Origin of the sequence: Burkholderia sp. BCC1972 (assembly GCF_905339605.1) — a bacterium.
Taxonomy (GTDB): Bacteria; Pseudomonadota; Gammaproteobacteria; order Burkholderiales; family Burkholderiaceae; genus Burkholderia.
Genome location: NZ_CAJPGH010000021.1, coordinates 1 through 22,386 on the forward strand (window position 1 = coordinate 1; position 22,386 = coordinate 22,386).

Sequence of the window (22,386 nt, forward strand, 5' to 3'; positions counted from 1 at the left end):
GCGAGCAAGTCCTGTGTGGTCAAAATCCTGTCTCCTCCTGCGTCCCGACCGTCAACCGGTCAGAACTGGTCTTCCGTCAACGCGAGCACGCTCTCGTTGCCCTTCGCGCCGACGATCGACGCTTCGAGCGCACCGGCCTGCACGAGAATGTGCTCCGCATAGCATTGCGCGATCGCGATCTTCGCGTCGAAGAACGCCGGGTCGCTCGCGCGGTTCGCCTGCGCGGCCACCAGCGCGCGCGCCATCTGCCACCCGCACAGCACCACGCCCGCCAGCTTCAGGTACGGCACGCTGCCCGCGAACACCGCGTTCGAGTCCTGCTTCACGTTCGCCACCACGTAATCCACCACCGATGCCAGCGCGCGGGCGCCCTTCTCCAGCTGCGCCTTCATCGATGCGGCCGCCGCGCCGTCCAGCTTGCCCAGCGCCGCGACCGTGTCGCCGATTTCCGCGAGCAGCGCCTTCGCCACCGCGCCGCCGTCACGCATCGTCTTGCGCCCGACCAGGTCGTTCGCCTGGATCGCCGTCGTCCCTTCGTAGATCGCCAGGATCCGTGCGTCGCGGTAGTACTGCGCCGCGCCCGTTTCCTCGATGAAGCCCATCCCGCCATGCACCTGCACGCCCAGGCTCGCCACGTCGTTCACCATCTCCGTGCTCCAGCCCTTCACCACCGGCACCAGATATTCGTAGATTGCCTGATGACGGCTGCGTGTCGCCTCGTCCGAATGGCGGTGGGCAATGTCGCTGTGCGCCGCTGCCACGTATGCCAGCGCCCGCGCGCCTTCGGTCAGTGCACGCATCGTGCCGAGCATGCGGCGCACGTCCGGGTGATGGATGATCGTCACCGACTGCTTGGCCGACCCGTCCACCGGGCGGCTCTGCACGCGTTCCTTCGCGAATGCCGCGGCCTTCTGGTACGCACGGTCGGCCACGCCGATCCCCTGCATCCCGACGCCGAAGCGCGCCGCGTTCATCATGATGAACATGTATTCGAGGCCGCGGTTTTCTTCGCCGACCAGGTAGCCGATCGCACCGCCGTGGTCGCCGTACTGCAACACCGCCGTCGGGCTCGCCTTGATCCCCAGCTTGTGCTCGATCGACACGCAGTGCACGTCGTTGCGCGCACCCAGCGAGCCGTCTTCGTTGACCATGAACTTCGGCACGATGAACAGCGAGATGCCCTTCACGCCTTCCGGCGCGTTCGGCGTGCGCGCCAGCACCAGGTGGACGATGTTGTCCGCCATGTCGTGCTCGCCCCACGTGATGAAGATCTTCGTGCCGAACACCTTGTAGGTGCCGTCGCCCTGCGGCTCGGCGCGCGAGCGCACCAGCGCGAGATCGGAGCCCGCCTGCGGCTCGGTCAGGTTCATCGTGCCCGTCCATTCGCCCGAGATCAGCTTCGGCACATAGCGCTGCTTCTGCTCGTCGGTGCCGGCCGTCAGCAGCGCCTCGATCGCGCCGTCGGTGAGCAGCGGACACAGCGCGAACGACAGGTTCGATGCGTTCAGCATCTCGATGCACGGCGTCGCGATCAGCTTCGGCAGCCCCTGGCCGTCGTACTCGGCCGGATGCTGCAGCCCCTGCCAGCCGCCTTCGACGAACTGGCGGAATGCTTCCGCGAAGCCCGGCGTCGCGGTCACGACACCGTCCTTCCAGCTGCTCGGGTTGCGGTCGCCTTCGACGTTCAGCGGCGCCAGCACCTCGCCGCAGAACTTCGCGGACTCGTCGAGCACGGCCTGCGCCGTGTCGTAACCGGCATCCTCGAAACCGGGCAACTGCGCGACGGCGTCGATGCCCGCGAGTTCCTTCAGCACGAACAGCATGTCCTTGACAGGGGCGTTATAGCTCATGGTCGATGTTCCAATCAGGCGGTGAAAGAGGTGCGCCACGGGCTCGATGCGGCAAAACCGGCCAGGCCCGGGGCGACGTGATGACCCATCGTACTGCCGCGGTCACGGATTCCTATTGTCATATCCGGCCCACATGGTGACAAAATCGGCCACGGGATGGGGGCGCGTTGCCGGGAACGGCCGGCTGGACAGGGGTTTGACCGGAACACGTTTCCGGAATTCGGCCAGCAAAAGGTGTGCCGCGAAATGGGGCCACTTCATGGGCTTTCCTCCGGGCGCGGGCACTTGCAGCAGCGCTGTGTACGGCACTTCTTCTGCATCCAGTCCCGCAAGCACGTGTTTGCCTTGCCGCAAAATGTGGGGCCGCGATTCGATACCCGATTCGATTATGCGCGCAGTGCGGACAACCTCCTGACGGGCGGCGTGTTGCTGCCGGCGTGTGAAACAGCGCGTAGCTTTCGCTGAGACATACGTCAAAAGGGAGCCGACTATGGGATCCAGCGAGGGAAGCCGGTTATGGGAACCGTCCTCGAACCGCGGCTGCCCCTGTGCATCAGACCTGCCGCCTGTAAGTCCCCGGCGTACTCCCCGTCCAGTGCCGGAACGCGCGATGGAACGCGCTCGGATCGTCAAAGCCGATGTCGGCGCCGATCGCCGCGATCGTGTCGGGCGTGTCGGTCAGCCGCTGGATCGCGATGTCGCGCCGCAGCTCGTCCTTCAGCACCTGGAACGTCGTCCCTTCGGCGGCCAGGTGCCGGCTCAGCGTGCGTACCGAACAATGCAGGTGCTCGGCCGCCTGGTCGATCGCGGGCAGGTCGGGCAGCGCCGCCGACAGGTACTGCCGCACGCGATGGCACACGAGCTGTTCGCTGAACGATTCGAAGATCCAGTCGCCGGGGGCACGCGCGAGAAACTTGCGCAGGTTGCGCTTGCTCTGCCGGATCGGCGCGTCGAGGTAGTCGGCGCTGAAACGCATCAGCGTACGCTCGCAGTCGAATTTCACGGAGCCGGTGAAGAAATACAGATGCTCGACCGCATGGCGCGGCCGCGGACACGCGAACTCGATCTGCAGCAGCGGGATCTTCTGCCCGATCAGCCAGGAACACACGCCGTGCACGAGCTTGAGCATCAGCTCCTGGCCGAGCGCGCCGATCGGGCCGATCGCGTCGTTCGGGCGCAGCAGCACCTGCGCGACGAGACCGTCGCGCTTCGATTCGACGAAGAAGTCGTCGAGCAGGATATGGAAGAATTGCCCGAAACGATGCAGCGTCGTTTCGAGGTTGCGCGCATCGAGCAGGCTGAGGCACAGGTACTTCAGCGTGCCGCCGCGCAGCGGGCGCGAGAAGATGCCGGGCATCTCGTCGTCGAGGTCGATCGCGAGCGTGCGGTACAGCGTCGAGAACTGCTCTTCCGTCACGCGCGCATGCGGCTCGCCGAGCAGCTCGACCGGGATGCCGGCACCGCGCAGATAGCGTTCGACCACGTCGCGCTGCACGCCCGCGCTCGCGAGGAAGCCGTTGACGAGCGAGATCGGCACGGTCGCGCTCGGTGACGGCAGCGCCTGCCCTGCCCGGGCGGAAAGTGAGTCTGAACCGGTCATCGCGTCCCCGTCGGTCGAACCGCTCGCATTGTACTTGAGCAGCCCGCGCGGGGCTTTCGGGGCCTTCACGGTCTTCGGCACGCCGGGCCGCGCCGCGGCGGCCGCGCGGCGCGGCGCGTGGTCGCCATCAGTCGGTGCGGCTCAGTTCCCGCCGCAGGATCTTGCCGACCGTCGACTTCGGCAGCCGGTCGACGAAGCGGACGATCTTCGGCACCTTGTATGCCGCGAGGCTCGCGCGGCAATGCTCGACGAGTTGCGCCTCGTTCACGTCGGCATCGGCCGCGAGCACCACGAACAGCTTGACGGCCTCGCCCGTGCGCTCGTCCGGCACGCCGATGCACGCGCATTCGGCGACGCCCGGCAGCGCGGTCGCGACGGCTTCCACCTCGTTCGGGTACACGTTGAAGCCCGACACGATGATCATGTCCTTCTTGCGGTCGACGATCCGCAGGAACCCCGCCTCGTCGAACACGCCGACGTCGCCGGTGCGGAAATAGCCGTCCGCCGTGAATGCGGCCGCGTTCGCGTCCGGCTTCTGCCAGTAGCCGCCCATCACCTGCGGCCCCTTCACGCAGATCTCGCCCGCTTCGCCGATCGCCACCTCGCGATCCTGCTCGTCGAGCAGCTTCACGTCGGTCGACGGCAGCGGCAGGCCCGTGGTGCCCGTGAACCTGTCGATCGACTGAGGGTTGAACGACACGACCGGCGACGTTTCCGACAGCCCGTAGCCCTCGCGGATGAAATTGCCCGTCACGGCCTTCCAGCGCGACGAGATCACGTCGATCACCGCCGCACCGCCGCCGGCCGACAGCTTCAGCCGCGACCAGTCGACTTCCTTCAGGCGCGGATGGCCGGCGAGCCCCGCGTACAGCGTGTTCACGCCGACGAACACCGTCGGCCGCGCGGCCTTCAGCACGTCGATGAACCCGTCCATGTCGCGCGGGTTCGCGACGAGCCAGTTCTGCGCGCCGATCGCGAAATAGGACAGGAAGTTCACCGTCAGCGCGAAGATGTGATACAGCGGGATCGCCGTGACGACGACCTCCTCGCCCGGCTCGCGCGCCGCCGCCACGATCGCAGCGAACTGTTCGATGTTCGCGACGAGGTTGCGGTGCGACAGCGCCGCGCCCTTCGACAGGCCGGTCGTGCCGCCTGTGTATTGCAGCAGCAGCAGGTCCGCGCCGCTCAGCGCGACCGGCTCGCACGCGAGCGATTCGCCGGCGGCGATGGCTTGCGCGAGCGCGGTCGAACCGGGCGGCAGTGCGTCGCATGTGCCGGCCGGCGCATCGACGACGCCGAGATCGCCGCGCCCCACGCTCAGCACGGTGCGCACGCGCGTGCTGCCGACCACGTCGGCGAACGTGCCCATCGAACCGCCGCAGACGACGGCCACCTCGACACCCGCGTCGTTGAGCTGATGCTCGAGCTCGCGCGCGGTGTAGTGCGGGTTCACGTTGACCTGGATGGCGCCGATCTTCGCGACGGCGACGAACACGACCGGAAACGCGAGCACGTTGGGCAGCATCACGGCCACGCGATCGCCCTTGCGCACGCCGACGACCTGCTGCAGATACGCGGCCAGCGCGGTCGACTGGCGGTCGACGTCGGCATAGGTGAGCGTGCGGCCGTACGCATGGAACGCCGGACGATCGGCGAAGCGGCGCATCGCGTCGTGCAGCAGCGCGCTGACGGAAGGATGGCGATCGGCATCGATCTCGGCGGGAATCGAGCCGTACGACCCGGTCCAGTGTCTTTTCGTCATGTCTCGCTCCTAGGCTCGGGGGACGGTGCGCTCGCAGCGCGTCGTTCGCACGGCGGCCTGCACGCCGGAAGGACGCGGGCCGTCGCCTGATCGTCGACTATCGCCCGCGCGACGCGCTTTGCAAATGATCCGGGCGGCCGAAAAGATGATCGAAACGGACATGCGGGTCGTTCGCGCGCTTTACCGCGCAGCGCGCAACGCCCTGCCGCGTATCGCGGCCACGCTGGCCTTTCTGAACGAAGTCGCGTAGCCTCCGTCGAGATTCTTCACTGCGAAAGCGCATCACCTCGATCCTCTTGCTCCATGTTGACGCTATATAAATACGCGCTTGGTCCGATCCTGCTGGCTCAGGCGAACTAGTTGCGCAGAACCGCGCTGCGCCTGCCCGAGGCCAATGGTCCCCGCGAGGGGGCCGAGGGCGAGGATGACGGCTCGACGGCGCCCTTGCGTATTCTGGTGGTCGGCGATTCGTCGGCGGCGGGCGTGGGCGTGGACGAGCAGGAACGTGCACTGGCGCAGCCGGTTGCGCGGCTCCTGGCACAAGCCACGGGCCGGCGGGTCGAATGGCAGCTGATCGCGAAATCCGGCATCAATACGGATGAGGCGTTGAAACTGTTGATGAGCAGCAAGATCGGGCCGGCCGATTATCTCGTCACGGCGCTCGGCACGAACGACGTCACGTCACAGCGCAAGCCGCGGCAATTCGTCCGCGACTATGTCGCGCTCGCGGATCATCTCGAACGGCACACCGGCGCCGCCGGCATCGTCGTGACAGGGTTGCCGCCGTTGCGCATCCTGCCGGCCGCACCGCATCCGCTGCGGTGGTACCTCGGCCGCTACGCCGTTCGACTCGATCGGGCCTTGCAGCGCTGGGCCGGCCTCCATCCCGCGCGACGCTACGTGTCGCTCGAGTGGGCCGCGAATCCCGCCGAGATGGCAATCGATCGGTACCATCCCGGGCCGAGTCAATATCGTCGATGGGCCGAACTCGTCACCGAGAAAATCCTGACGTTGCTCAGCGAGACGAAAGCGCCTTTACACGCGGGAAAATAGTCGACATCGGGCAGTACGGATCGCCGGAGGGCGATTCCGGGTGGCCTGCAGGCGTCCGAAGATCGGCTGCGGCGATTCGCCCGATCGACATGGCACCAGCGCAGAAGCAGCTCATTCAGCCATGGTGCCCGATTGTGTTGCCGCCGCCAGCTGTACGGACAACTGCCGGCGGCGGTCGCACTCAGGGTGAACCCTGTGGCAACCCGGCGCATTCGGAGGCAGAATCGCGTACCCGGAACCGGTATCAAATCGGACTCAAGACTCAGGACTCAGGACCCGCTCATGCTGCGCGATGCGCTGTCGAAACCGGCGGATTCACGGCGCTCCGGCGATCGGTCGCCCGACGTCGCGCTGCCCGCCATGCTGCGCGAGAAGTGCTTCTCGCCGGCCAAGCTCGCGGTCCTGCTGCAGGTCGCGTCGGACCTGGGGCTCGACACCGGCGCAGTGCTGGCGGGCACCGATCTCGATCCCGCCGCGGTCGCCGATCCGTTCACGGTGACCTCCTCGCAGCAATTCCTGACCGCCGCGGGCAACGCGATCCGCGCATACGGCAACCCGGACCTCGGCGTGCGCGTCGGGCGCCGGCTGCACGCGTCGAGCTACGGGATGTACGGCTATGCGATGCTGTGCTCGGAATCGATGGGCCACGCGTTCGACTCGGCGGTCAAGTATCACCAGCTCGCGAACCGCATGCTCGAGATCCGCTGGGTCGTGCAGGACGACACGGTGTCGTGGCTGTTTCCCGATCGGGAAAGCCTGCCGCTGCCCTGCCTCGACGAGCCGCTGTACCGCTTCCTGATCGACATGCAGTTCGCGCTGCACGTGACGATCATCAAGGACGTGATGGGCGCGTGGTGCGTGCCGGCGCGTGCGCAGTTCACGCAGCCGGAGCCGCCGCACGCGGCCATGCTGTCCGACGCGCTCGAATGCCCGCTCGCGTTCGGGCAGCCGGGCAACGTGCTCGGCTATCCGGCCGCGTGGCTCACGCGCGCGCCGCAGCTCGCGAACCCGATCACCGCCGCGCAGGTGTCGTCACACTGCGCGCGGCTGCTCGAGGAATTGCGCAGCCAGGCCGGCGTCACGCGGCGCGTGTACCAGGAACTCACGCGCACGCCCGGGCAGTTTCCGGACATCGACGCGATCGCGGACAGCCTGTGCATCACGTCGCGTACATTGCGCCGCAAGCTCGAAGCCGAAGGCACGTCGTACAGCGAACTGCTGACGAGCGTGCGCAAGGCGCTGGCGATCGACTACCTCAGCACGACCACGCTCAGCACCGAGGACATCGCACTGACGCTCGGCTTCAGCGATGCGGTCGGCTTCCGCCACGCATTCAAGCGCTGGACCGGCACGACGCCGAGCGAGGTGCGGCGCAAGCGCGGCGGGTAAGCGCGGCAGATGCCGACGGCGACGGTCAACATGCGTCGCCGGCCGCCGGCGACGCGACCGCCAGCGCAAACTCGAACACCGCGCCGCGCCCGGCCCGGTCGACGAGCCGGATGTCGCTGCCGTTGAGCACGAGCATCCGGTGCACGATCAGCAGGCCGAGCCCGCCGCTCGTCACCGTGCCGCCGCTCATCGGCCGCTGCGGTCGCTGGAACAGCCCTTCGCGCCGCGCAGCCGGGATCCCTTCGCCGGTATCCGCCACCGTCACGACCACGCGGTCGCCCTGCGGCTCCAGCGCGACCTCGACCTCGCCGTGCGGCGGCGTGTGCCGCAGCGCATTGTCGAGCAGGTTGGTCAGCACGCGCTCGATCATCCCGAGATCGGCGGATACGACCGGCACGCGCGGCGGAATTCGCGCATGCAGCGCGACGCCGCGCGACTGCGCGGTCAGCTCGAACTTCTGGAACACGTCCTGCACGAGATCGACGAGCGAGAACGGCTCGCGCTCGGCCTGCACGCTGCCCGATTCGAGCCGTGCGAGCTCGAACAGCGCCTGCGCGAGCCGGCCGACCTTCGCGCTCTGCGCGAGCGCGATCGACAGGTAGCGCCGCCGCTCGGGTTCGGCGAGCGCATCGGCCTTCAACGACAGCGTTTCCAGATAGCCGTGCAGCGACGTCAGCGGCGTGCGCAGGTCGTGCGAGATGTTCGTGATCAGTTCGCGCCGCTGCTGGTCCTGGCGCGTCAGCGCGCGCCACTGGTCGCCGATCCGGTCGGCCATCTGCGCGAACGCGGATTCGAGCACCACGATGTCGTCGCCGCGCCGGCCCAGCGAGCGCGGCACCGGCGGCTGCGTATCGGGCGCACCGTTTGCGTCGAAGTCGCGCATCGCATCGGTCAGCCGGCGCAGCGGGCGCGTGATGAAGCTGAACGCGGTCAGGCCCGCGAGCAGGCCGAGCAGCGCGACGACCGCCATCGACCACAGCGTCGTGCGCAGCACGTTGCCGGCATCGACGCGCGCGGCGAGCCGGTCGTGGGCCTCGCCGAGCAGCACCACGTAGATGTAGCCCGACGGCGGCTGCCCCGCGCGCTGCAGCGGCGCGGCGCTGAACACCTTGCGCGCGTCCGGGCTGCGCGGGTCGTCGCCGAGGATCGGCAGCGGCTGGCCCGCGATGAATTGCTGCACGGGCGCGAGATCGATGCGGTCGCGCTTCACGTGGCCGGGCGGCGCATCGTCGCCCTTGATGCGCCCGGCGTTGTCGAGCAGGTACACCTCGACGCTCGGGTTCACGCCCATCAACTGGCTGAACAGCGTGCGCACGGCGTCCGGGCGCAGCCCGTTCGCGTCCATCAGCGGCGCGCTGTTGGCGATGTTGGCGGCCAGGTCGCGCGACAACGCCTGCACGACCTCCTTTTCCCGCATGTCGTTCGCGCGGATCTGCAGCCACGCGGACGCGCCCGAGCACGCGAGCAGCAGGATCGAGAACACGAGCGACAGCCGCTGGGTGAGCGTGAGCTTCATCATGCGTCCCGCTGGCCCGGCGCGGCGAGCTTGTAGCCGCGTCCCCACACGGTGAGGATCCGCACGGGCTCGGCCGGATCGACCTCGATCTTCGCGCGCAGCCGGTTGATGTGGGTGTTGACCGTGTGCTCGTAGCCTTCGTGCTGGTAGCCCCACACTGCATTGAGCAGGTCCATCCGCGAGAACACCTTGCCCGGGTGCCGCGCGAAGAAATACAGCAGGTCGAATTCGCGCGGCGTGAGGTCGATGCGCGCGCCGTCGACGCTCGCCTCGCGCGCGATCGGGTCGATCGCGAGCCCCTCGACGTCGAGCGTGCCCGCGTCGATGCGCGAATCGCGCGCAAGCGCGTCGACGCGCCGCAGCAGCGCCTTCACGCGCGCGACGAGTTCGAGCACCGAGAACGGCTTCGCCAGGTAGTCGTCGGCGCCGAGCTCGAGACCGAGGATCCGGTGCACCTCGCTCGACCGCGCGCTCGTGATGATGATCGGCGTGTAGCGCGTCATCGCGCGGGCGCGCCGGCAGATTTCGAGGCCGTCGACGCCCGGCAGCATCAGGTCGAGGATCAGCGCATCCCAACCGCCCTGCTCGAGCAGGCGCAGCCCTTCTGCGCCGTCGGCGCTGTGCACGACTTCGTAACGCTCGTCGCGCAGGTGCAGGCTCAGCACGTCGGCGATGTCGGCGTCGTCCTCGACGATCAGGATGCGTTTCGGTTGGTCCATGGCGGTGGGCGGCGGCACGTCGAACTCGGGTTCGATAACGGTTGTCGGCGGGCGGTCGATGGCCCGGGTCGAGTCGCGGCGGAAAGCCGCGCTGTCGCCATTGTGCAAAATTTTGCGGCGGGAAGTGATCACATTTCGTTTAAATGTGGACCGTGCCCGCACCGTGAGCCAATGCCCGCAAGGCCTCGCGCTCCGGCCCTTCGAACTCGATGCCTCGCGTTCCCACGCGAACACGCAATGGTCGTCAAACAGCGGACGCGAAACGCTGCGTGCCGCCTCGCCGCCGCCCAGGCGCGACCGCACCGGTCATGCGCCGCTCGCCCCCGCCCGAGGAGCCGCGACAAACCTACTGCTCGCGTCGGGTACTCAGGATGTCGCGCGGAATCGACGCGATCAGCACGCAACTGACCAGCAGGCAGGCGCCCAGCGCGTAAGTGCCGTTGTTGATGTTGCCGGTCATTTCCTTCGCGATGCCGGTGATCATCGAGCCCGTGAAGCCCGACAGGTTGCCCACCGAGTTGATCAGCGCGATGCCGGCGGCCGCGGCCGTGCCGGACAGGATCTGCCCCGGAAAGGTCCAGTAGATCGGCATCAGCGCGAGGATGCCGCACGTCGCGATGGTCAGGAACAGGATCGACAGCGCCACGTTCTGCGCACAGGCCGCGCTCGCGATCAGGCAGACGCCGCCGATCAGCGCGGGAATCGCCGCGTGCAGGCGGCGTTCGCCGGTCCTGCGCGAGTGCGATGCGTTCCACACCATCGCGAAGATGGCGGTCAGGTACGGAATGGCCGTCAGCAAACCGATATGCACCGGGCTTTGCACGCCCGACGCGCGAATGATCGACGGCAGCCAGAAGGCCAGCCCGTAGAAGCCGGTATTGAACGTGAGCAGGATGAAGGTGAGCAGCCAGACGCGCGGGCTGCGCAACGCGGCGCCGATGCTGTGCGACTTGTGCGCGGCCTCGGATTCGAGGTTGCGCGACAGCACCGCCTTTTCGTCGGCGGACAGCCATTTCGCCGACTGCGGGCCGTCGCCGAGGCAGGCCAGCACGATGAATGCGACCACGATCGACGGCAGCCCTTCGAGCAGCAGCATCCATTGCCAGCCGCTCATGCCCGACAAGCCGTGCGTCTGCTGCATCAGCCAGCCGGACACCACGCTACCCAGCGTCAGGCTCAGCGGAATCGCCACCAGGAAGCCCGACATCGCCACGCTCTGGCGGCGCGCCGGGAACCAGTAGTTCATGTACAGGATGACGCCCGGAAAAAAGCCCGCTTCGCACAGGCCCAGCAGGAAGCGCAGCGTGTAGAACATGGTGGTCGTCTGCACGTGGAAGAACTGCGCGAGCGGCACGATGAACGCCATCGACGACGACACGATGCCCCACGTGATCATGATCCGCGCGATCCAGAAGCGGGCGCCGTAGCGGTGCAGCAACAGGTTGCTGGGCATCTCGAACAGGAAATAGCCCCAGAAGAAAATGCTGGCGCCGAGCGCATACACACCGTCGCTCAGATGCAGGTCGTCGAGCATCTGCAGCTTCGCGAAGCCGACGTTGACGCGATCCAGGTAGGCCACGACGTAGCACAGCAGCAGCAATGGCAGGATGCGCCGCATGACCTTGCGATAGAGGGCGTCTTCGGACGAGTCGGCCGCGGCAGGTGCGGCCGCGGCCTGTGTAATGGATGGCATCGGTCTGTCTCCTGATTGTGTAGGTCTTCTTCGTACCGGCGAGTCCGTTGATGCATCGATGTTACCGATAACATTTCGTGACAAAAAAAAGCCGACGAGGCGACGGGAGCGATCGGCACGCTGATACCGGTAACAAATTCGAAGGTAGCATGCAGCGACAGCCGCGTACAAGTCCCGCCCGACGAGTGGTTTCCCTAGTGCGGCCGTCGCTGCGACGGGCGCGTGTCAACCGGCCTGCACGGTATGCCGCACCGGTATGATGTAGCCTTTCCAGCTTTCTCCCGATCGCCCTTCCGATGCCCAGTCCCACCGCCGTCCGGCCTGCCGGGCCGCCCCGCATGTCCGATGTAGCGCGCCTTGCCGGCGTATCGAAGATGACGGTGTCGCGCGTGCTCGCCGGCCACAGCGTGGCCGCGGAGACGCGCGCACGGGTCTGCGAGGCCATCGACCGGCTCGGCTACGTGGCCGACGCCGCAGCCGGTGCGCTGTCGTCGGGGCGGTCGGAATTCGTCGCGGTGCTGGTGCCGTCGCTGTCGAGCTCCAACTTCTCCGACACCGTGCGCGGCCTGACCGATGCGCTCGAACCGCACGGCCTCCAGCTGCTGCTCGGCGACACCGACTACGACCTGGAACGTGAAGAACGGCTGGTACGCTCGATGCTGCGGCACCAGCCGCGCTGCATCGCGCTGACGGGTGCGCAACACACCGATGCGACGCGCAAGGTGCTCGAGCGCTCGGCGATTCCCGTGGTCGAGATGTGGGACCTGCCCACGCGTCCCATCGACACCGCCGTCGGCTTCTCGAACGTGCGCGCCGCCCGCGCGATGGTGCGCCACCTGGCCGAGCGCGGTTACCGGCGCATCGGCTTTCTCGTCGGCGCCAGCGAACTGGATCGCCGCGGCCTGGACCGGCTCAAGGGATACCAGGCGGAAATCAAGGCGCTGGGGCTGGGCGAACCGCGCGTCGTGCGGCTGGGCGAATCGCCGATCACGATGAGCCACGGCGGCCCTGCGATGGCCGCCCTGCTGGAAAAATGGCCGGACACCGATGCGGTAATGTGCGTGAGCGACATGTCGGCATTCGGCGCGATCATGGAATGTCACCGGCGCGGGCTCGCCGTGCCAGCCGACATCGCCGTGGCCGGCTTCGGCAACTTCGAAGTGGCGACATGCTGCCACCCGACCATCACGACCGTGTCGGTCGACGCGTACGGGATCGGGCTACGCACGGGCGAAGCGTTGCTGGCGGCGCTGCAGGCGCGTGACAGCGGCGCGCCGGCCGAGTCGCACAGCATCCGTATCGACTACACGATCATCGCGCGGGAAAGCGCCTGACGGGGCGACGGCCGCGCACGTCCCCAGGCGCGACGTGTGCGGCTTCGCATCGCCCCCGCGCCCTCACCTTCGCCACGCGCGCACGAAATCCCTTCCGCAACGCAAAAACCCCGTGCTAACATCCAATCGATGTTACCGGTAACTATCCGGCACGCACAAGATCACAAAGGCCCCTTCGGAGACAGCCCGCCATGTCACAGACCCCTCGCCGTCTGCGCAGCCAGGAATGGTTCGACGATCCCGCGCACGCAGACATGACCGCGCTCTATGTCGAGCGCTTCATGAACTACGGGCTGACGCGCGAGGAACTGCAGTCGGGCCGCCCCGTCATCGGTATCGCGCAAACGGGCAGCGACCTCGCGCCGTGCAACCGCCATCACATCGAACTGGCGGAACGCACCAAGGCGGGCATTCGCGACGCGGGCGGCATTCCGATGGAGTTCCCCGTGCATCCGCTGGCCGAGCAAAGCCGCCGGCCCACGGCTGCGCTCGACCGCAACCTGGCCTATCTCGGTCTGGTGGAAGTGCTGCACGGCTTTCCGCTCGACGGCGTGGTGCTGACGACCGGCTGCGACAAGACCACGCCGGCCTGCCTGATGGCGGCCGCGACCGTCGACCTGCCCGCCATCGTGCTGTCGGGCGGGCCGATGCTCGACGGCTGGCACGAAGGCAAGCGGGTCGGCTCGGGCACCGTGATCTGGCATGCCCGCAACCTGCTCGCGGCCGGCGAGATCGACTACGAAGGCTTCATGAAGCTGACCACGGCTTCGTCGCCGTCGATCGGCCATTGCAATACGATGGGCACCGCGCTGTCGATGAACAGTCTGGCGGAAGCGCTGGGCATGTCGCTGCCGGGATGCGCGAGCATTCCCGCGGCCTATCGCGAGCGCGGCCAGATGGCTTACGCGACCGGCAAGCGCGCGGTCGAGCTCGTTCGCGAAGACGTGCGCCCGTCGAGGATCATGACGCGCGCGGCGTTCGAGAATGCGATCGTCGTGGCCTCCGCGCTCGGCGCGTCGACCAACTGCCCGCCGCACCTGATCGCGATTGCGCGCCACATGGGCGTCGAACTGAGCCTGGACGACTGGCAGCGCTTCGGTGAAGCCGTGCCGCTACTCGTCAACTGCATGCCGGCCGGCGAATACCTCGGGGAGAGCTTCCACCGCGCCGGCGGCGTGCCCGCCGTGCTGCGCCAGCTCGATGCGGCCGGCCTGCTGCAGCGCGACTGCCCGACCGTGTCGGGCCGCGCGATCGGCGAGATCGCCGACACCGCGCAGGACGCCGACCGCGACGTGATCCGTACGCCCGACGCGCCGCTCAAGCACGGCGCCGGCTTCGTGGTGCTGTCGGGCAACTTCTTCGACAGCGCCATCATGAAGATGTCGGTGGTGGGCGACGCGTTCCGCCGCACCTACCTGGCCGAGCCGGGCGCGGAGAATACGTTCGAGGCGCGCGCGATCGTGTTCGACGGCCCCGAGGACTACCACGCCCGCATCAACGATCCCGCGCTGAACATCGACGAACGCTGCATCCTGGTGATCCGAGGCTGCGGCACGGTCGGCTATCCGGGCAGCTCGGAAGTCGTCAACATGGCGCCGCCCGCCGAACTGGTGAAGCGCGGCGTGACATCGCTGCCCTGCCTGGGCGACGGCCGCCAGAGCGGTACGTCGGCGAGCCCGTCGATCCTGAACGTGTCGCCTGAGGCGGCGGTCGGCGGCGGCCTGGCGCTGCTGCGCACGAACGACCGCATTCGCGTGGACCTGAATCGCCGCAGCGTCGACGTGCTCGTCGACGAAGACGAACTCGCGCGCCGCCGCGAGACCGCAAGCTTCACCGTGCCGCAGGCGCAAACGCCCTGGCAGGAGCTGTATCGCCGGTTCGTGGGCCAGTTGTCCACCGGCGGCTGCCTCGAACCGGCCACGCTGTACCTGAAGGTCATCGAGCAGCGCGGCAACCCGCGCCATTCGCACTGATCCCACCGTCCACGACTCCTGCCGAGCTGACCATGCGTACTCCTTCCGTTTCCGATTGCCTGCCGCACGACCTCGCACACGCACTGCTGATCGGCCGCGTCTGGCGGCATGACGGTGCCCACGCGGGCCCGAGCGTCGTCGCCGTGCGCGGCGGCGAAGTGTTCGACATCACGCGCACCGTGCCGACCACCGCCGACCTGTTCGACCGCCCCGATGCAGTCGCGCTCGCGCGCACCGCGTCCGGCGAATCGCTCGGCCGCATCGAGCCGTTGTTGCAGGCGACGCTGGACGGCACGCCCGGCGCCACGCGCCTGCTCGCGCCGTGCGACGTGCAGGCAATCAAGGCGTGCGGCGTCACGTTTGCGGTCAGCCTCATCGAGCGCGTGATCGAGGAACAGGCCGGCGGCGATCCGGCCAGGGCGATGGAGGTACGCGACACCATCGCCGCGACCATCGGCACCGATCTGTCGAAGATCGTGCCGGGCTCGGAAGCCGCGATGCGCCTGAAGGCGGAACTCGAGCGCCGCGGCGCGTGGTCTCAGTACATGGAAGTCGGCATCGGCCCGGATGCCGAGGTGTTCTCCAAGGCGCAGCCGATGTCCGCGGTCGGCTTCGGCGCGGACGTCGGCCTGCTGCCCGTGTCGGTGTGGAACAACCCGGAACCGGAGATCGTGCTCGCGGTCGCCAGCGACGGCAGGCCGGTGGGCGCGACGCTCGGCAACGACGTGAACCTGCGCGACATCGAAGGCCGCTCGGCGCTGCTGCTCGGCAAATGCAAGGACAACAACGGCTCCTGCGCGATCGGCCCGTTCGTGCGGCTGTTCGACGACGGCTTCACGCTGGACAGCGTACGGCAGGCCAGCGTGTCGCTGCGCGTCGAAGGCGCGGACGACGGCTTCGTCCTCGACGGCATCAGCCACATGCGCGAGATCAGCCGCGACCCGGCCGACCTCGTCGCGCAGACCTGCGGCGCGCATCACCAGTATCCGGACGGCTTCATGCTGTTCCTCGGCACGATGTTCTCGCCGATCCAGGATCGCGACGCGCCCGGCGGCGGATTCACGCATCACCTGGGCGACCGCGTCACGATCTCCACGCCCGCGCTCGGCGCACTCGTCAACACCGTGCGGCTGTGCACGGAGATCGCGCCGTGGACCTTCGGCGTGCGCGCGCTGTATGCGAACCTGGCCGCGCGCGGGCTGCTTGCCGAATGAAAACGGGAGACGCGACGCCATGCAGCCCTTCGCGAACGACATCGACCAAGCGTAGGCGGAGCGGTATGAAACGGGCGTTCGCGCCGGCACGCACGTAGCCGGCCGCCACCTCCCGCCCCGCACGATCGCCGAGCCGGCACGGCCGCGTCGAGCGGCGCCGCCGGTTGCTCCCTCGGGCCCGAAGGTCGTTCCGGCGACGCTCCACGTGTTCGACGGACGCGATTCGCCCCACCGGCGCCTCGTCGGCTGCGACAATACGGCGGCTGAGTCAATTCGAGGTGTCGATGGAACTGAGGCAACTGCGCTATTTCGTCAGCGTCGTGGAACACGGCAGCATGGGCAAGGCCGCGCTGGAACTGGGCGTGGTGACGTCCGCACTGAGCCAGCAGATCAGCCGGCTCGAGAGCGAGTTGTCCACGCGCCTGCTGCAGCGTACCTCCACGGGCGTCGTGCCGACGGACGCCGGCCTTGCATTCTGGAGACAGGCGCAACTCGCGTTGCGCCACGTCGACGATGCGGCGCTTGCCGCGCGTCAGGCGCGCCTGTCGGGGCACGTCAGCGTCGGGCTGGCGCCCAGTACGACCGGCGTACTCGGTCTCGCGTTCATGCAGGCGATGCGACAGCGCTATCCGGATGTCCGGTTGCGCATGGTCGAGAGCCTGTCGGGCTATCTCGGCGCGATGCTGAGTGCGCGGCAAATCGACCTCGCGATCCTGTTTCGTGAAGAACCCGCGCAACGCTGGAGCGTGATGCCGTTGCTCGACGAGCATCTGTTCGTGATCGGCGCCCCCGGCCTGCCGGGCATGCCCGCCGGCCCGCAGGTCCATCTGGCGAACCTCGGCGCCGTGCCGCTGATCCTGCCGAGCGGCCCGCATGGCTTGCGCGCATTGCTGGATGTCGCATTCGCCCGCACCGGCTTCACCCCGCACATTGCCGCCGAAGTCGACGGCCTCGCGATGTTGATGGATGCGGTGCGCGGCGGCCTCGGTGCGACCATTCAACCGGGCGCGGCGCTCGCGCGGCTGGAAAACGCCGCGCTCGCGAGCGTCCCGGTCGCGGACGCCCAGGCGACGAGGCCGAACCTGATCGCGAGCGTCTCCGACGACGAGTTGTCGCCCGCCGGGCTCGCCGCGCGGGTCGTCCTCGCCGACGTGGCGCGCGAGATCGTCGCGGCCGGCGGGTGGCCCGGCGCCACGCTGCGCGAGCCGCCTCTTCACAAAAACTGAAGACGTGTTGCCGCTCCGCTGATGGCGGCATGCGAAGCCGATCCGTAGAGTGCGTCTCAAAGGAGACAACTCAGATGGTCGATGTTCTCGTAATCGGCGGCGGCAACGCGGCGCTGTGCGCCGCATTGATGGCGCGCGAAGCCGGCGCCTCGGTGCTGCTGCTCGAAGCGGCGCCGCGCGAATGGCGCGGCGGAAACTCCCAGCACACCCGCAACCTGCGCTGCATGCACGACGGCCCGCAGGACGTGCTGGTCGGCGCCTATCCGGAAGAAGAGTACTGGCAGGACCTGCTGAAGGTCACCGGCGGCATTACCAACGAGGCGCTGGCCCGGCTCGCGATCCGCGCGTCGGCGACCTGCCGCCCGTGGATGCGCGCACATGGCGTGCGGTTTCAGCCGCCGTTGTCCGGCGCACTGCACGTGGCGCGAACCAACGCATTCTTCATGGGCGGCGGCAAAGCGCTCGTGAACGCGTATTACCGCAGCGCCGAAGCGCTCGGCGTGCAGATTCGCTACGACACGCCCGTCGACGCAATCGAGCTCGACGGCGAACGTTTCGTCGCCGCGCGTAGCGGGAGCCGGCGCTTCGAGGCGCGCAGCTGCGTGCTCGCGGCGGGCGGCTTCGAATCCAACCGCGAATGGCTGCGTGAGGCGTGGGGACAAAACGAGCGTGGCGAGTGGCCCGCCGACAATTTCCTCATCCGCGGCACGCGGTTCAACCAGGGCGTCCTGCTCAAGGCGATGCTCGACGCCGGCGCGGATGCGATCGGCGATCCGTCGCAGTCGCATTGCGTCGCGATCGACGCACGCGCGCCGCTCTACGACGGCGGCATCTGCACGCGGATCGATTGCGTATCGCTCGGTATCGTCGTCAACCGCGATGCTCAGCGCTTCTACGACGAGGGCGAAGACTTCTGGCCGAAGCGTTATGCGATCTGGGGCCGCCTCGTCGCGCAGCAGCCGGCGCAGACCGCCTACTCGATCATCGATGCCAAGGCCGTCGGACGCTTCATGCCGCCGGTATTTCCGGGCACCCGCGCCGATTCGCTGCCGGAACTCGCGCGCCGGCTGGACCTGCCCGAACGTGCGTTCGTCGACACGCTGCGCGCGTACAACGCCGCATGTCGGGCAGGCACGTTCGATCACACGACACTCGACGACTGCCGCACCGAAGGCATCCGTCCCGCGAAAACCCACTGGGCACGCCCGATCGATACGCCGCCCTTCTTCGGCTACGCGCTGCGTCCCGGCATCACGTTTACGTATCTCGGGCTGAAGGTCAACGAACGCGCGCAGGTCCATTTCGGCGGACGGCCGAGCGGCAACCTGTTCGTTGCCGGCGAGATGATGGCCGGCAACGTGCTCGGCAAGGGTTACACGGCGGGCGTCGGAATGTCGATCGGCACCGCGTTCGGACGTATCGCGGGCACCGAGGCGGCGAAGGCCGCGCAAACGACCGGAGTTCAACGTGCACAATATTGAAGAAAACCTTCGCGACGCCCAGGCGCTCGCGCCCGTCGGCCGGCCGTCGAAACGCGCGAGCGGTGCCGACGTGATTCGCATCGTGCCCGTCACCGACAACGAAGCGGAAGTCGCGCGCCAGATGCAGATCTGCAATGCATGCCGCTACTGCGAAGGATTTTGCGCGGTCTTTCCTGCGATGACGCGCCGGCTCGAGTTCGCGAAGGCGGACGTCAACTATCTGGCCAACCTGTGCCACAACTGCGGCGCGTGCTATCACGCATGCCAATATGCGCCCCCGCACGAATTCGCGGTGAACGTGCCGAAGGCGATGGCGCAGGTCCGGCTCGATACGTATGTCGAATATGCGTGGCCCGCCGCGCTGGGCAAGCTCTACAGGCGCAACGGCCTGACCGTCGCCCTCGCGCTGGCGATCGGCCTGGCGCTGTTCCTGATGCTCCGCGTCGCGATGCACGGCTCGCTGCTGAACGGCCCGTCGGGCGGCCGTTTCTATGCGGTCTTTCCGCACAACCTGCTCGCCGCGATGTTCGGCGCGGTGTTCGGCCTCGCCGGTCTGGCGCTCGGTGTCGGCGTGACGCGCTTCTGGCGCGACGTGTCGTCGGGCACGGCAAGCATGCCGGCGGTTGCCGAAGCGGCAAAGCACGCGCTCGCGCTGACCTATCTCGACGGCGGCCACGGCGACGGCTGCAACGAGGCGGACGATGCGTTCACGCTCGCGCGGCGCCGGTTTCACCACTTCACGTTCTACGGCTTCATGCTGTGCTTTGCCGCCACGCTCGTGGCGACCTTCTATCACTATGCGCTGGACCTGCACGCGCCGTACGCGTTCCTGAGCCTGCCCGTGCTGCTCGGCACCGCCGGCGGAATCGGCCTGCTGATCGGGCCTGCCGGCCTCCTGTGGCTCAACCTGCGGCGCGACCCCGCGCGGACCGATCCGGCGCAACGCCCGATGGACCGCGGCTTCATTGCGCTGCTGATGCTCGTGAGCGCGTCGGGGCTGGCACTGCTCGCGTGGCGCGACAGCAGCGCGATGGCGATACTGCTCGCCGTTCATCTCGGCATCGTGATGGCCCTCTTCGCGACGTTGCCGTACGGAAAATTCGCGCACGGCATCTTTCGCTGCGCGGCACTGCTCAAGTCGTCGATCGAAAAGCGCCAGGCCAACCGCCTGCAACTCGGCTCGGACTGAATCGGGCCACACGAAGCAGTCCGGTTTCCGGGCCGCTTCGCACAATACATCCAACGGAGACACCCCATGCATCCCTCACCCTCAACCGCGCCGGACGGCACGGCCGCAGGCACGTCGAAGCTCGGCGCGGTCCTGCGCGTGACCAGCGGCAATTTTCTCGAGCAGTTCGATTTCTTCCTGTTCGGCTTCTATGCGACCAGCATCTCCCGGGTCTTCTTTCCGGCGGCGAGCGAGTTCGCGTCGCTGTTGCTGACGTTTGCCGTCTTCGGCGCCGGTTTCCTGATGCGCCCGCTCGGCGCGATCGTGCTCGGCGCGTACATCGACGAAGTGGGAAGACGCAAAGGCCTGATCGTGACGCTCTCGATCATGGCGAGCGGCACGATCCTGATCGCGTGCGTGCCGGGGTACGCGACGATCGGGCTTGCCGCCCCGGCGCTGGTGCTGCTGGGACGCCTGCTGCAGGGCTTCTCCGCGGGTGCCGAGCTGGGCGGCGTGTCGGTCTATCTCGCGGAAATGGCGGCGCCCGGGCACCGGGGCTTCTATACGAGCTGGCAGTCGGCAAGCCAGCAGGTCGCGATCGTCATCGCGGCGGCCCTGGGCTATCTGCTGAATCATCTGCTGACGAGCCAGGAAATCGGTGCATGGGGCTGGCGCATCCCGTTCTTCATCGGCTGCGCGATCGTTCCGGTCATTTTCCTGCTTCGCCGGACGCTGCAGGAAACGGCCGAATTCAAGGCGCGCACCCATCATCCGCGTGCACGCGAGGTATTCGCGACGATGCTGCGGAACTGGCGCACGGTGTTGGCCGGCATGCTGCTCGTCGCGATGACCACGACGACGTTCTACCTCATCACGGTCTACACGCCGACGTTCGGCAGGGCCGTCCTGAAACTGTCCACGGCGGACAGCCTGATCGTCACGCTGTGCGTGGGCGTATCGAATTTCTTCTGGCTGCCGGTCGGCGGTGCGCTGTCGGACCGCATCGGCCGCAAGCCGATTCTCGTCGCCATCGCCGTCGCGGCCATCGTGACGTCGTATCCCGCGCTCGCGTGGCTTTCATCCGCGCCCAGCTTCGGCCGCATGCTGGCCGTGCTGCTGTGGCTCTCCTTCTTCTTCGGCATGTACAACGGCGCCATGGTCGCGGCGCTGACCGAAATCATGCCCGCCAGTGTCCGCGTGGCCGGTTTCTCGCTTGCATTCAGCCTCGCGACCGCGGTCTTTGGCGGCTTCACGCCCGCGGTGTCGACCTACCTGATCGAGGTGACGGGCGACAAGGCCGCGCCCGGCTACTGGCTCAGCTTCGCCGCATGCTGCGGGCTGCTTGCAACGCTGTCGCTGTATCGCAAGGGCGGCGCGGCACAGCGTTCGGCTTCACCTGCTTGAGCGGCACGGCACGGCCCAGCTTCATCGCAGCACGGTAACGCCGGCAGAATCATGCACAATACGCCGCATCTGACAGGCGGAGACCGGCCCGTGGCAATCAACTTCGATTTAACCGACTTGCAGGCGTTTCGCGCGGTAGTGGAAATGGGGAGTTTCCGCAAGGCCGCGGAGGCGGTCAGCCTCTCCCAGCCTGCCTTGAGTCGCCGGATCGACAAGCTCGAGGACGCGCTCGGCGTGCGCCTCTTCGAGCGCACCACACGCAGCGTCACGCTCACCACCGTCGGCCGCGTGTTCGCGCAGAGTGCCGAGCAGTTGCTCGACGATCTCGACGCAGCCCTGCTCGGCATTCGCGACGTTTCGTCGAGCCGACTGGGCCATGTGACCATCGCGTGCGTTCCGTCGGTGGCCTACTACTTTCTGCCCACCGTCATCGCGAGCTATCATCAGCGCTTTCCCCGCATCCGGGTCAAACTGCTGGACGCGAGCGCGAACGAGGTGCTGGGCGCCGTGATCAGCGGCGAGGCCGATTTCGGCGTGAGCTTCATGGGCAGCCAGGAAGCCGAGATCGAGTTCAAGGTGTTGCTGCAGGAGCGGTTCGTTGCCGCCTGCCGCCGCGACCACCCGCTCGCGCGCAAGAAGCGCGTGACCTGGAGCGAACTTTACGAGCACGACTACGTGTCGGTGGACAAGACGTCCGGTAACCGTCTGTTGCTCGACCAGGCGCTGGCCGCCGTGGCGCCGCGCGGGCCGAGCGTCTGCGAGGCGCGCCACGTCACGACGCTGCTCGGATTGATCGAGGCGGGGCTCGGCGTCGCCGCCGTGCCCTCGATGGCGATGCCCGGGCACGACCATCCGATTCTCACGAGCGTGCCGCTCGTCGAACCGGTCGTCAAACGACGCGTGGGGATCGTGAAACGACGCGGACGGCCGCTCACGCCGGCGGCCGAAGCCTTTCACCGGATGGTCATCGACGCGAAGCGCGGCGGTAGCGCACCGGTATGACA

General features: G+C 67.8%; 17 protein-coding genes. 11 read left to right on the top strand and 6 right to left on the bottom strand.

The window, feature by feature from the left end; translation table 11 throughout:
* Positions 1-59 precede the first annotated feature (59 nt).
* The 3 genes from U5798_RS25910 to U5798_RS25920 form a co-directional block, all read right to left on the bottom strand.
* Positions 60-1,850, bottom strand: a complete 1,791-nt coding sequence (locus U5798_RS25910; RefSeq protein WP_322083642.1) for an acyl-CoA dehydrogenase — start codon at positions 1,848-1,850, stop codon at positions 60-62.
* A 553-nt stretch (positions 1,851-2,403) separates the two neighbouring features.
* Positions 2,404-3,450 (bottom strand): AraC family transcriptional regulator, encoded by a 1,047-nt coding sequence (locus U5798_RS25915; RefSeq protein WP_311767320.1) that lies wholly within the window; start codon positions 3,448-3,450, stop codon positions 2,404-2,406.
* Between the two features lie 127 nt (positions 3,451-3,577).
* Positions 3,578-5,212, bottom strand: a complete 1,635-nt coding sequence (locus tag U5798_RS25920; protein ID WP_322083643.1) for an AMP-binding protein — start codon at positions 5,210-5,212, stop codon at positions 3,578-3,580.
* Positions 5,213-5,336: 124 nt separating this feature from the next.
* Between U5798_RS25920 and U5798_RS25925 the strand changes: the two genes are divergently transcribed.
* From U5798_RS25925 to U5798_RS25935, 3 genes are all read left to right on the top strand, one after another.
* Positions 5,337-5,462, top strand: a complete 126-nt coding sequence (locus U5798_RS25925) for a hypothetical protein (RefSeq protein WP_260435026.1) — start codon at positions 5,337-5,339, stop codon at positions 5,460-5,462.
* 110 nt (positions 5,463-5,572) lie between these two features.
* Positions 5,573-6,265 (top strand): SGNH/GDSL hydrolase family protein, encoded by a 693-nt coding sequence (locus U5798_RS25930; RefSeq protein WP_322083644.1) that lies wholly within the window; start codon positions 5,573-5,575, stop codon positions 6,263-6,265.
* A gap of 282 nt (positions 6,266-6,547) precedes the next feature.
* Positions 6,548-7,654, top strand: a complete 1,107-nt coding sequence (locus tag U5798_RS25935; protein WP_124457107.1) for an AraC family transcriptional regulator — start codon at positions 6,548-6,550, stop codon at positions 7,652-7,654.
* 25 nt (positions 7,655-7,679) lie between these two features.
* Here the strand turns inward: U5798_RS25935 and U5798_RS25940 are convergent, their stop codons facing one another.
* The 3 genes from U5798_RS25940 to U5798_RS25950 all read right to left on the bottom strand — a co-directional run bounded on the left by U5798_RS25940 (position 7,680) and on the right by U5798_RS25950 (position 11,582).
* On the bottom strand, positions 7,680-9,170 hold the full coding sequence (locus U5798_RS25940) for a HAMP domain-containing sensor histidine kinase (protein ID WP_322083645.1): 1,491 nt from the start codon (positions 9,168-9,170) through the stop codon (positions 7,680-7,682).
* Entirely contained in the window at positions 9,170-9,889 is a 720-nt protein-coding gene (locus tag U5798_RS25945) for a response regulator transcription factor (RefSeq protein ID WP_124457109.1), read from the bottom strand. Before U5798_RS25945 ends, U5798_RS25940 begins: the two co-directional genes overlap by 1 nt.
* A gap of 346 nt (positions 9,890-10,235) precedes the next feature.
* On the bottom strand, positions 10,236-11,582 hold the full coding sequence (locus U5798_RS25950) for an MFS transporter (RefSeq protein WP_322083646.1): 1,347 nt from the start codon (positions 11,580-11,582) through the stop codon (positions 10,236-10,238).
* Positions 11,583-11,878: 296 nt separating this feature from the next.
* On the opposite strand from U5798_RS25950, the gene U5798_RS25955 reads away from it, so the two are divergent.
* The 8 genes from U5798_RS25955 (at position 11,879) to U5798_RS25990 (ending at position 22,384) form a co-directional block, all read left to right on the top strand.
* The gene (locus tag U5798_RS25955) at positions 11,879-12,916 is read left to right on the top strand and encodes a LacI family DNA-binding transcriptional regulator (protein WP_322083647.1); all 1,038 of its coding nucleotides are present in this window, start codon (positions 11,879-11,881) and stop codon (positions 12,914-12,916) included.
* 191 nt (positions 12,917-13,107) lie between these two features.
* On the top strand, positions 13,108-14,889 hold the full coding sequence (locus U5798_RS25960; RefSeq protein ID WP_322083648.1) for an IlvD/Edd family dehydratase: 1,782 nt from the start codon (positions 13,108-13,110) through the stop codon (positions 14,887-14,889).
* Positions 14,890-14,921: 32 nt separating this feature from the next.
* On the top strand, positions 14,922-16,103 hold the full coding sequence (locus U5798_RS25965) for a fumarylacetoacetate hydrolase family protein (protein ID WP_322083649.1): 1,182 nt from the start codon (positions 14,922-14,924) through the stop codon (positions 16,101-16,103).
* 284 nt (positions 16,104-16,387) lie between these two features.
* Positions 16,388-17,329 carry a LysR substrate-binding domain-containing protein gene (locus tag U5798_RS25970; protein WP_322083650.1) on the top strand — a complete coding sequence of 314 codons (942 nt, stop codon included), beginning with the start codon at positions 16,388-16,390 and terminating at the stop codon, positions 17,327-17,329.
* A gap of 74 nt (positions 17,330-17,403) precedes the next feature.
* Complete coding sequence (gene tcuA / locus U5798_RS25975) at positions 17,404-18,810, top strand: FAD-dependent tricarballylate dehydrogenase TcuA (RefSeq protein ID WP_322083651.1); 1,407 nt, start codon at positions 17,404-17,406, stop codon at positions 18,808-18,810.
* Positions 18,797-19,999, top strand: a complete 1,203-nt coding sequence (gene tcuB / locus U5798_RS25980; protein ID WP_322083652.1) for a tricarballylate utilization 4Fe-4S protein TcuB — start codon at positions 18,797-18,799, stop codon at positions 19,997-19,999. Before tcuA ends, tcuB begins: the two co-directional genes overlap by 14 nt.
* Positions 20,000-20,065: 66 nt before the next feature.
* Positions 20,066-21,382: an MFS transporter gene (locus U5798_RS25985; RefSeq protein WP_322083653.1), complete on the top strand. Its 1,317-nt coding sequence runs from the start codon at positions 20,066-20,068 to the stop codon at positions 21,380-21,382.
* A gap of 90 nt (positions 21,383-21,472) precedes the next feature.
* Positions 21,473-22,384 (top strand): LysR family transcriptional regulator, encoded by a 912-nt coding sequence (locus U5798_RS25990; protein ID WP_124455620.1) that lies wholly within the window; start codon positions 21,473-21,475, stop codon positions 22,382-22,384.
* Positions 22,385-22,386: the final 2 nt, after the last annotated feature.

What these genes read in the sequence shown, in the direction of transcription:
- U5798_RS25960 (WP_322083648.1), top strand. Translation starts at nt 13,108, where the DNA reads ATGTCACAGACCCCTCGCCGTCTGCGCAGCCAGGAATGGTTCGACGAT.
- U5798_RS25915 (WP_311767320.1), bottom strand. Translation starts at nt 3,450, where the DNA reads ATGACCGGTTCAGACTCACTTTCCGCCCGGGCAGGGCAGGCGCTGCCG.
- U5798_RS25955 (WP_322083647.1), top strand. Translation starts at nt 11,879, where the DNA reads ATGCCCAGTCCCACCGCCGTCCGGCCTGCCGGGCCGCCCCGCATGTCC.
- U5798_RS25925 (WP_260435026.1), top strand. Translation starts at nt 5,337, where the DNA reads ATGATCCGGGCGGCCGAAAAGATGATCGAAACGGACATGCGGGTCGTT.
- U5798_RS25985 (WP_322083653.1), top strand. Translation starts at nt 20,066, where the DNA reads ATGCATCCCTCACCCTCAACCGCGCCGGACGGCACGGCCGCAGGCACG.
- U5798_RS25910 (WP_322083642.1), bottom strand. Translation starts at nt 1,850, where the DNA reads ATGAGCTATAACGCCCCTGTCAAGGACATGCTGTTCGTGCTGAAGGAA.
- U5798_RS25920 (WP_322083643.1), bottom strand. Translation starts at nt 5,212, where the DNA reads ATGACGAAAAGACACTGGACCGGGTCGTACGGCTCGATTCCCGCCGAG.
- U5798_RS25970 (WP_322083650.1), top strand. Translation starts at nt 16,388, where the DNA reads ATGGAACTGAGGCAACTGCGCTATTTCGTCAGCGTCGTGGAACACGGC.
- U5798_RS25965 (WP_322083649.1), top strand. Translation starts at nt 14,922, where the DNA reads ATGCGTACTCCTTCCGTTTCCGATTGCCTGCCGCACGACCTCGCACAC.
- U5798_RS25950 (WP_322083646.1), bottom strand. Translation starts at nt 11,582, where the DNA reads ATGCCATCCATTACACAGGCCGCGGCCGCACCTGCCGCGGCCGACTCG.
- U5798_RS25945 (WP_124457109.1), bottom strand. Translation starts at nt 9,889, where the DNA reads ATGGACCAACCGAAACGCATCCTGATCGTCGAGGACGACGCCGACATC.
- U5798_RS25940 (WP_322083645.1), bottom strand. Translation starts at nt 9,170, where the DNA reads ATGAAGCTCACGCTCACCCAGCGGCTGTCGCTCGTGTTCTCGATCCTG.
- tcuA (WP_322083651.1), top strand. Translation starts at nt 17,404, where the DNA reads ATGGTCGATGTTCTCGTAATCGGCGGCGGCAACGCGGCGCTGTGCGCC.
- U5798_RS25935 (WP_124457107.1), top strand. Translation starts at nt 6,548, where the DNA reads ATGCTGCGCGATGCGCTGTCGAAACCGGCGGATTCACGGCGCTCCGGC.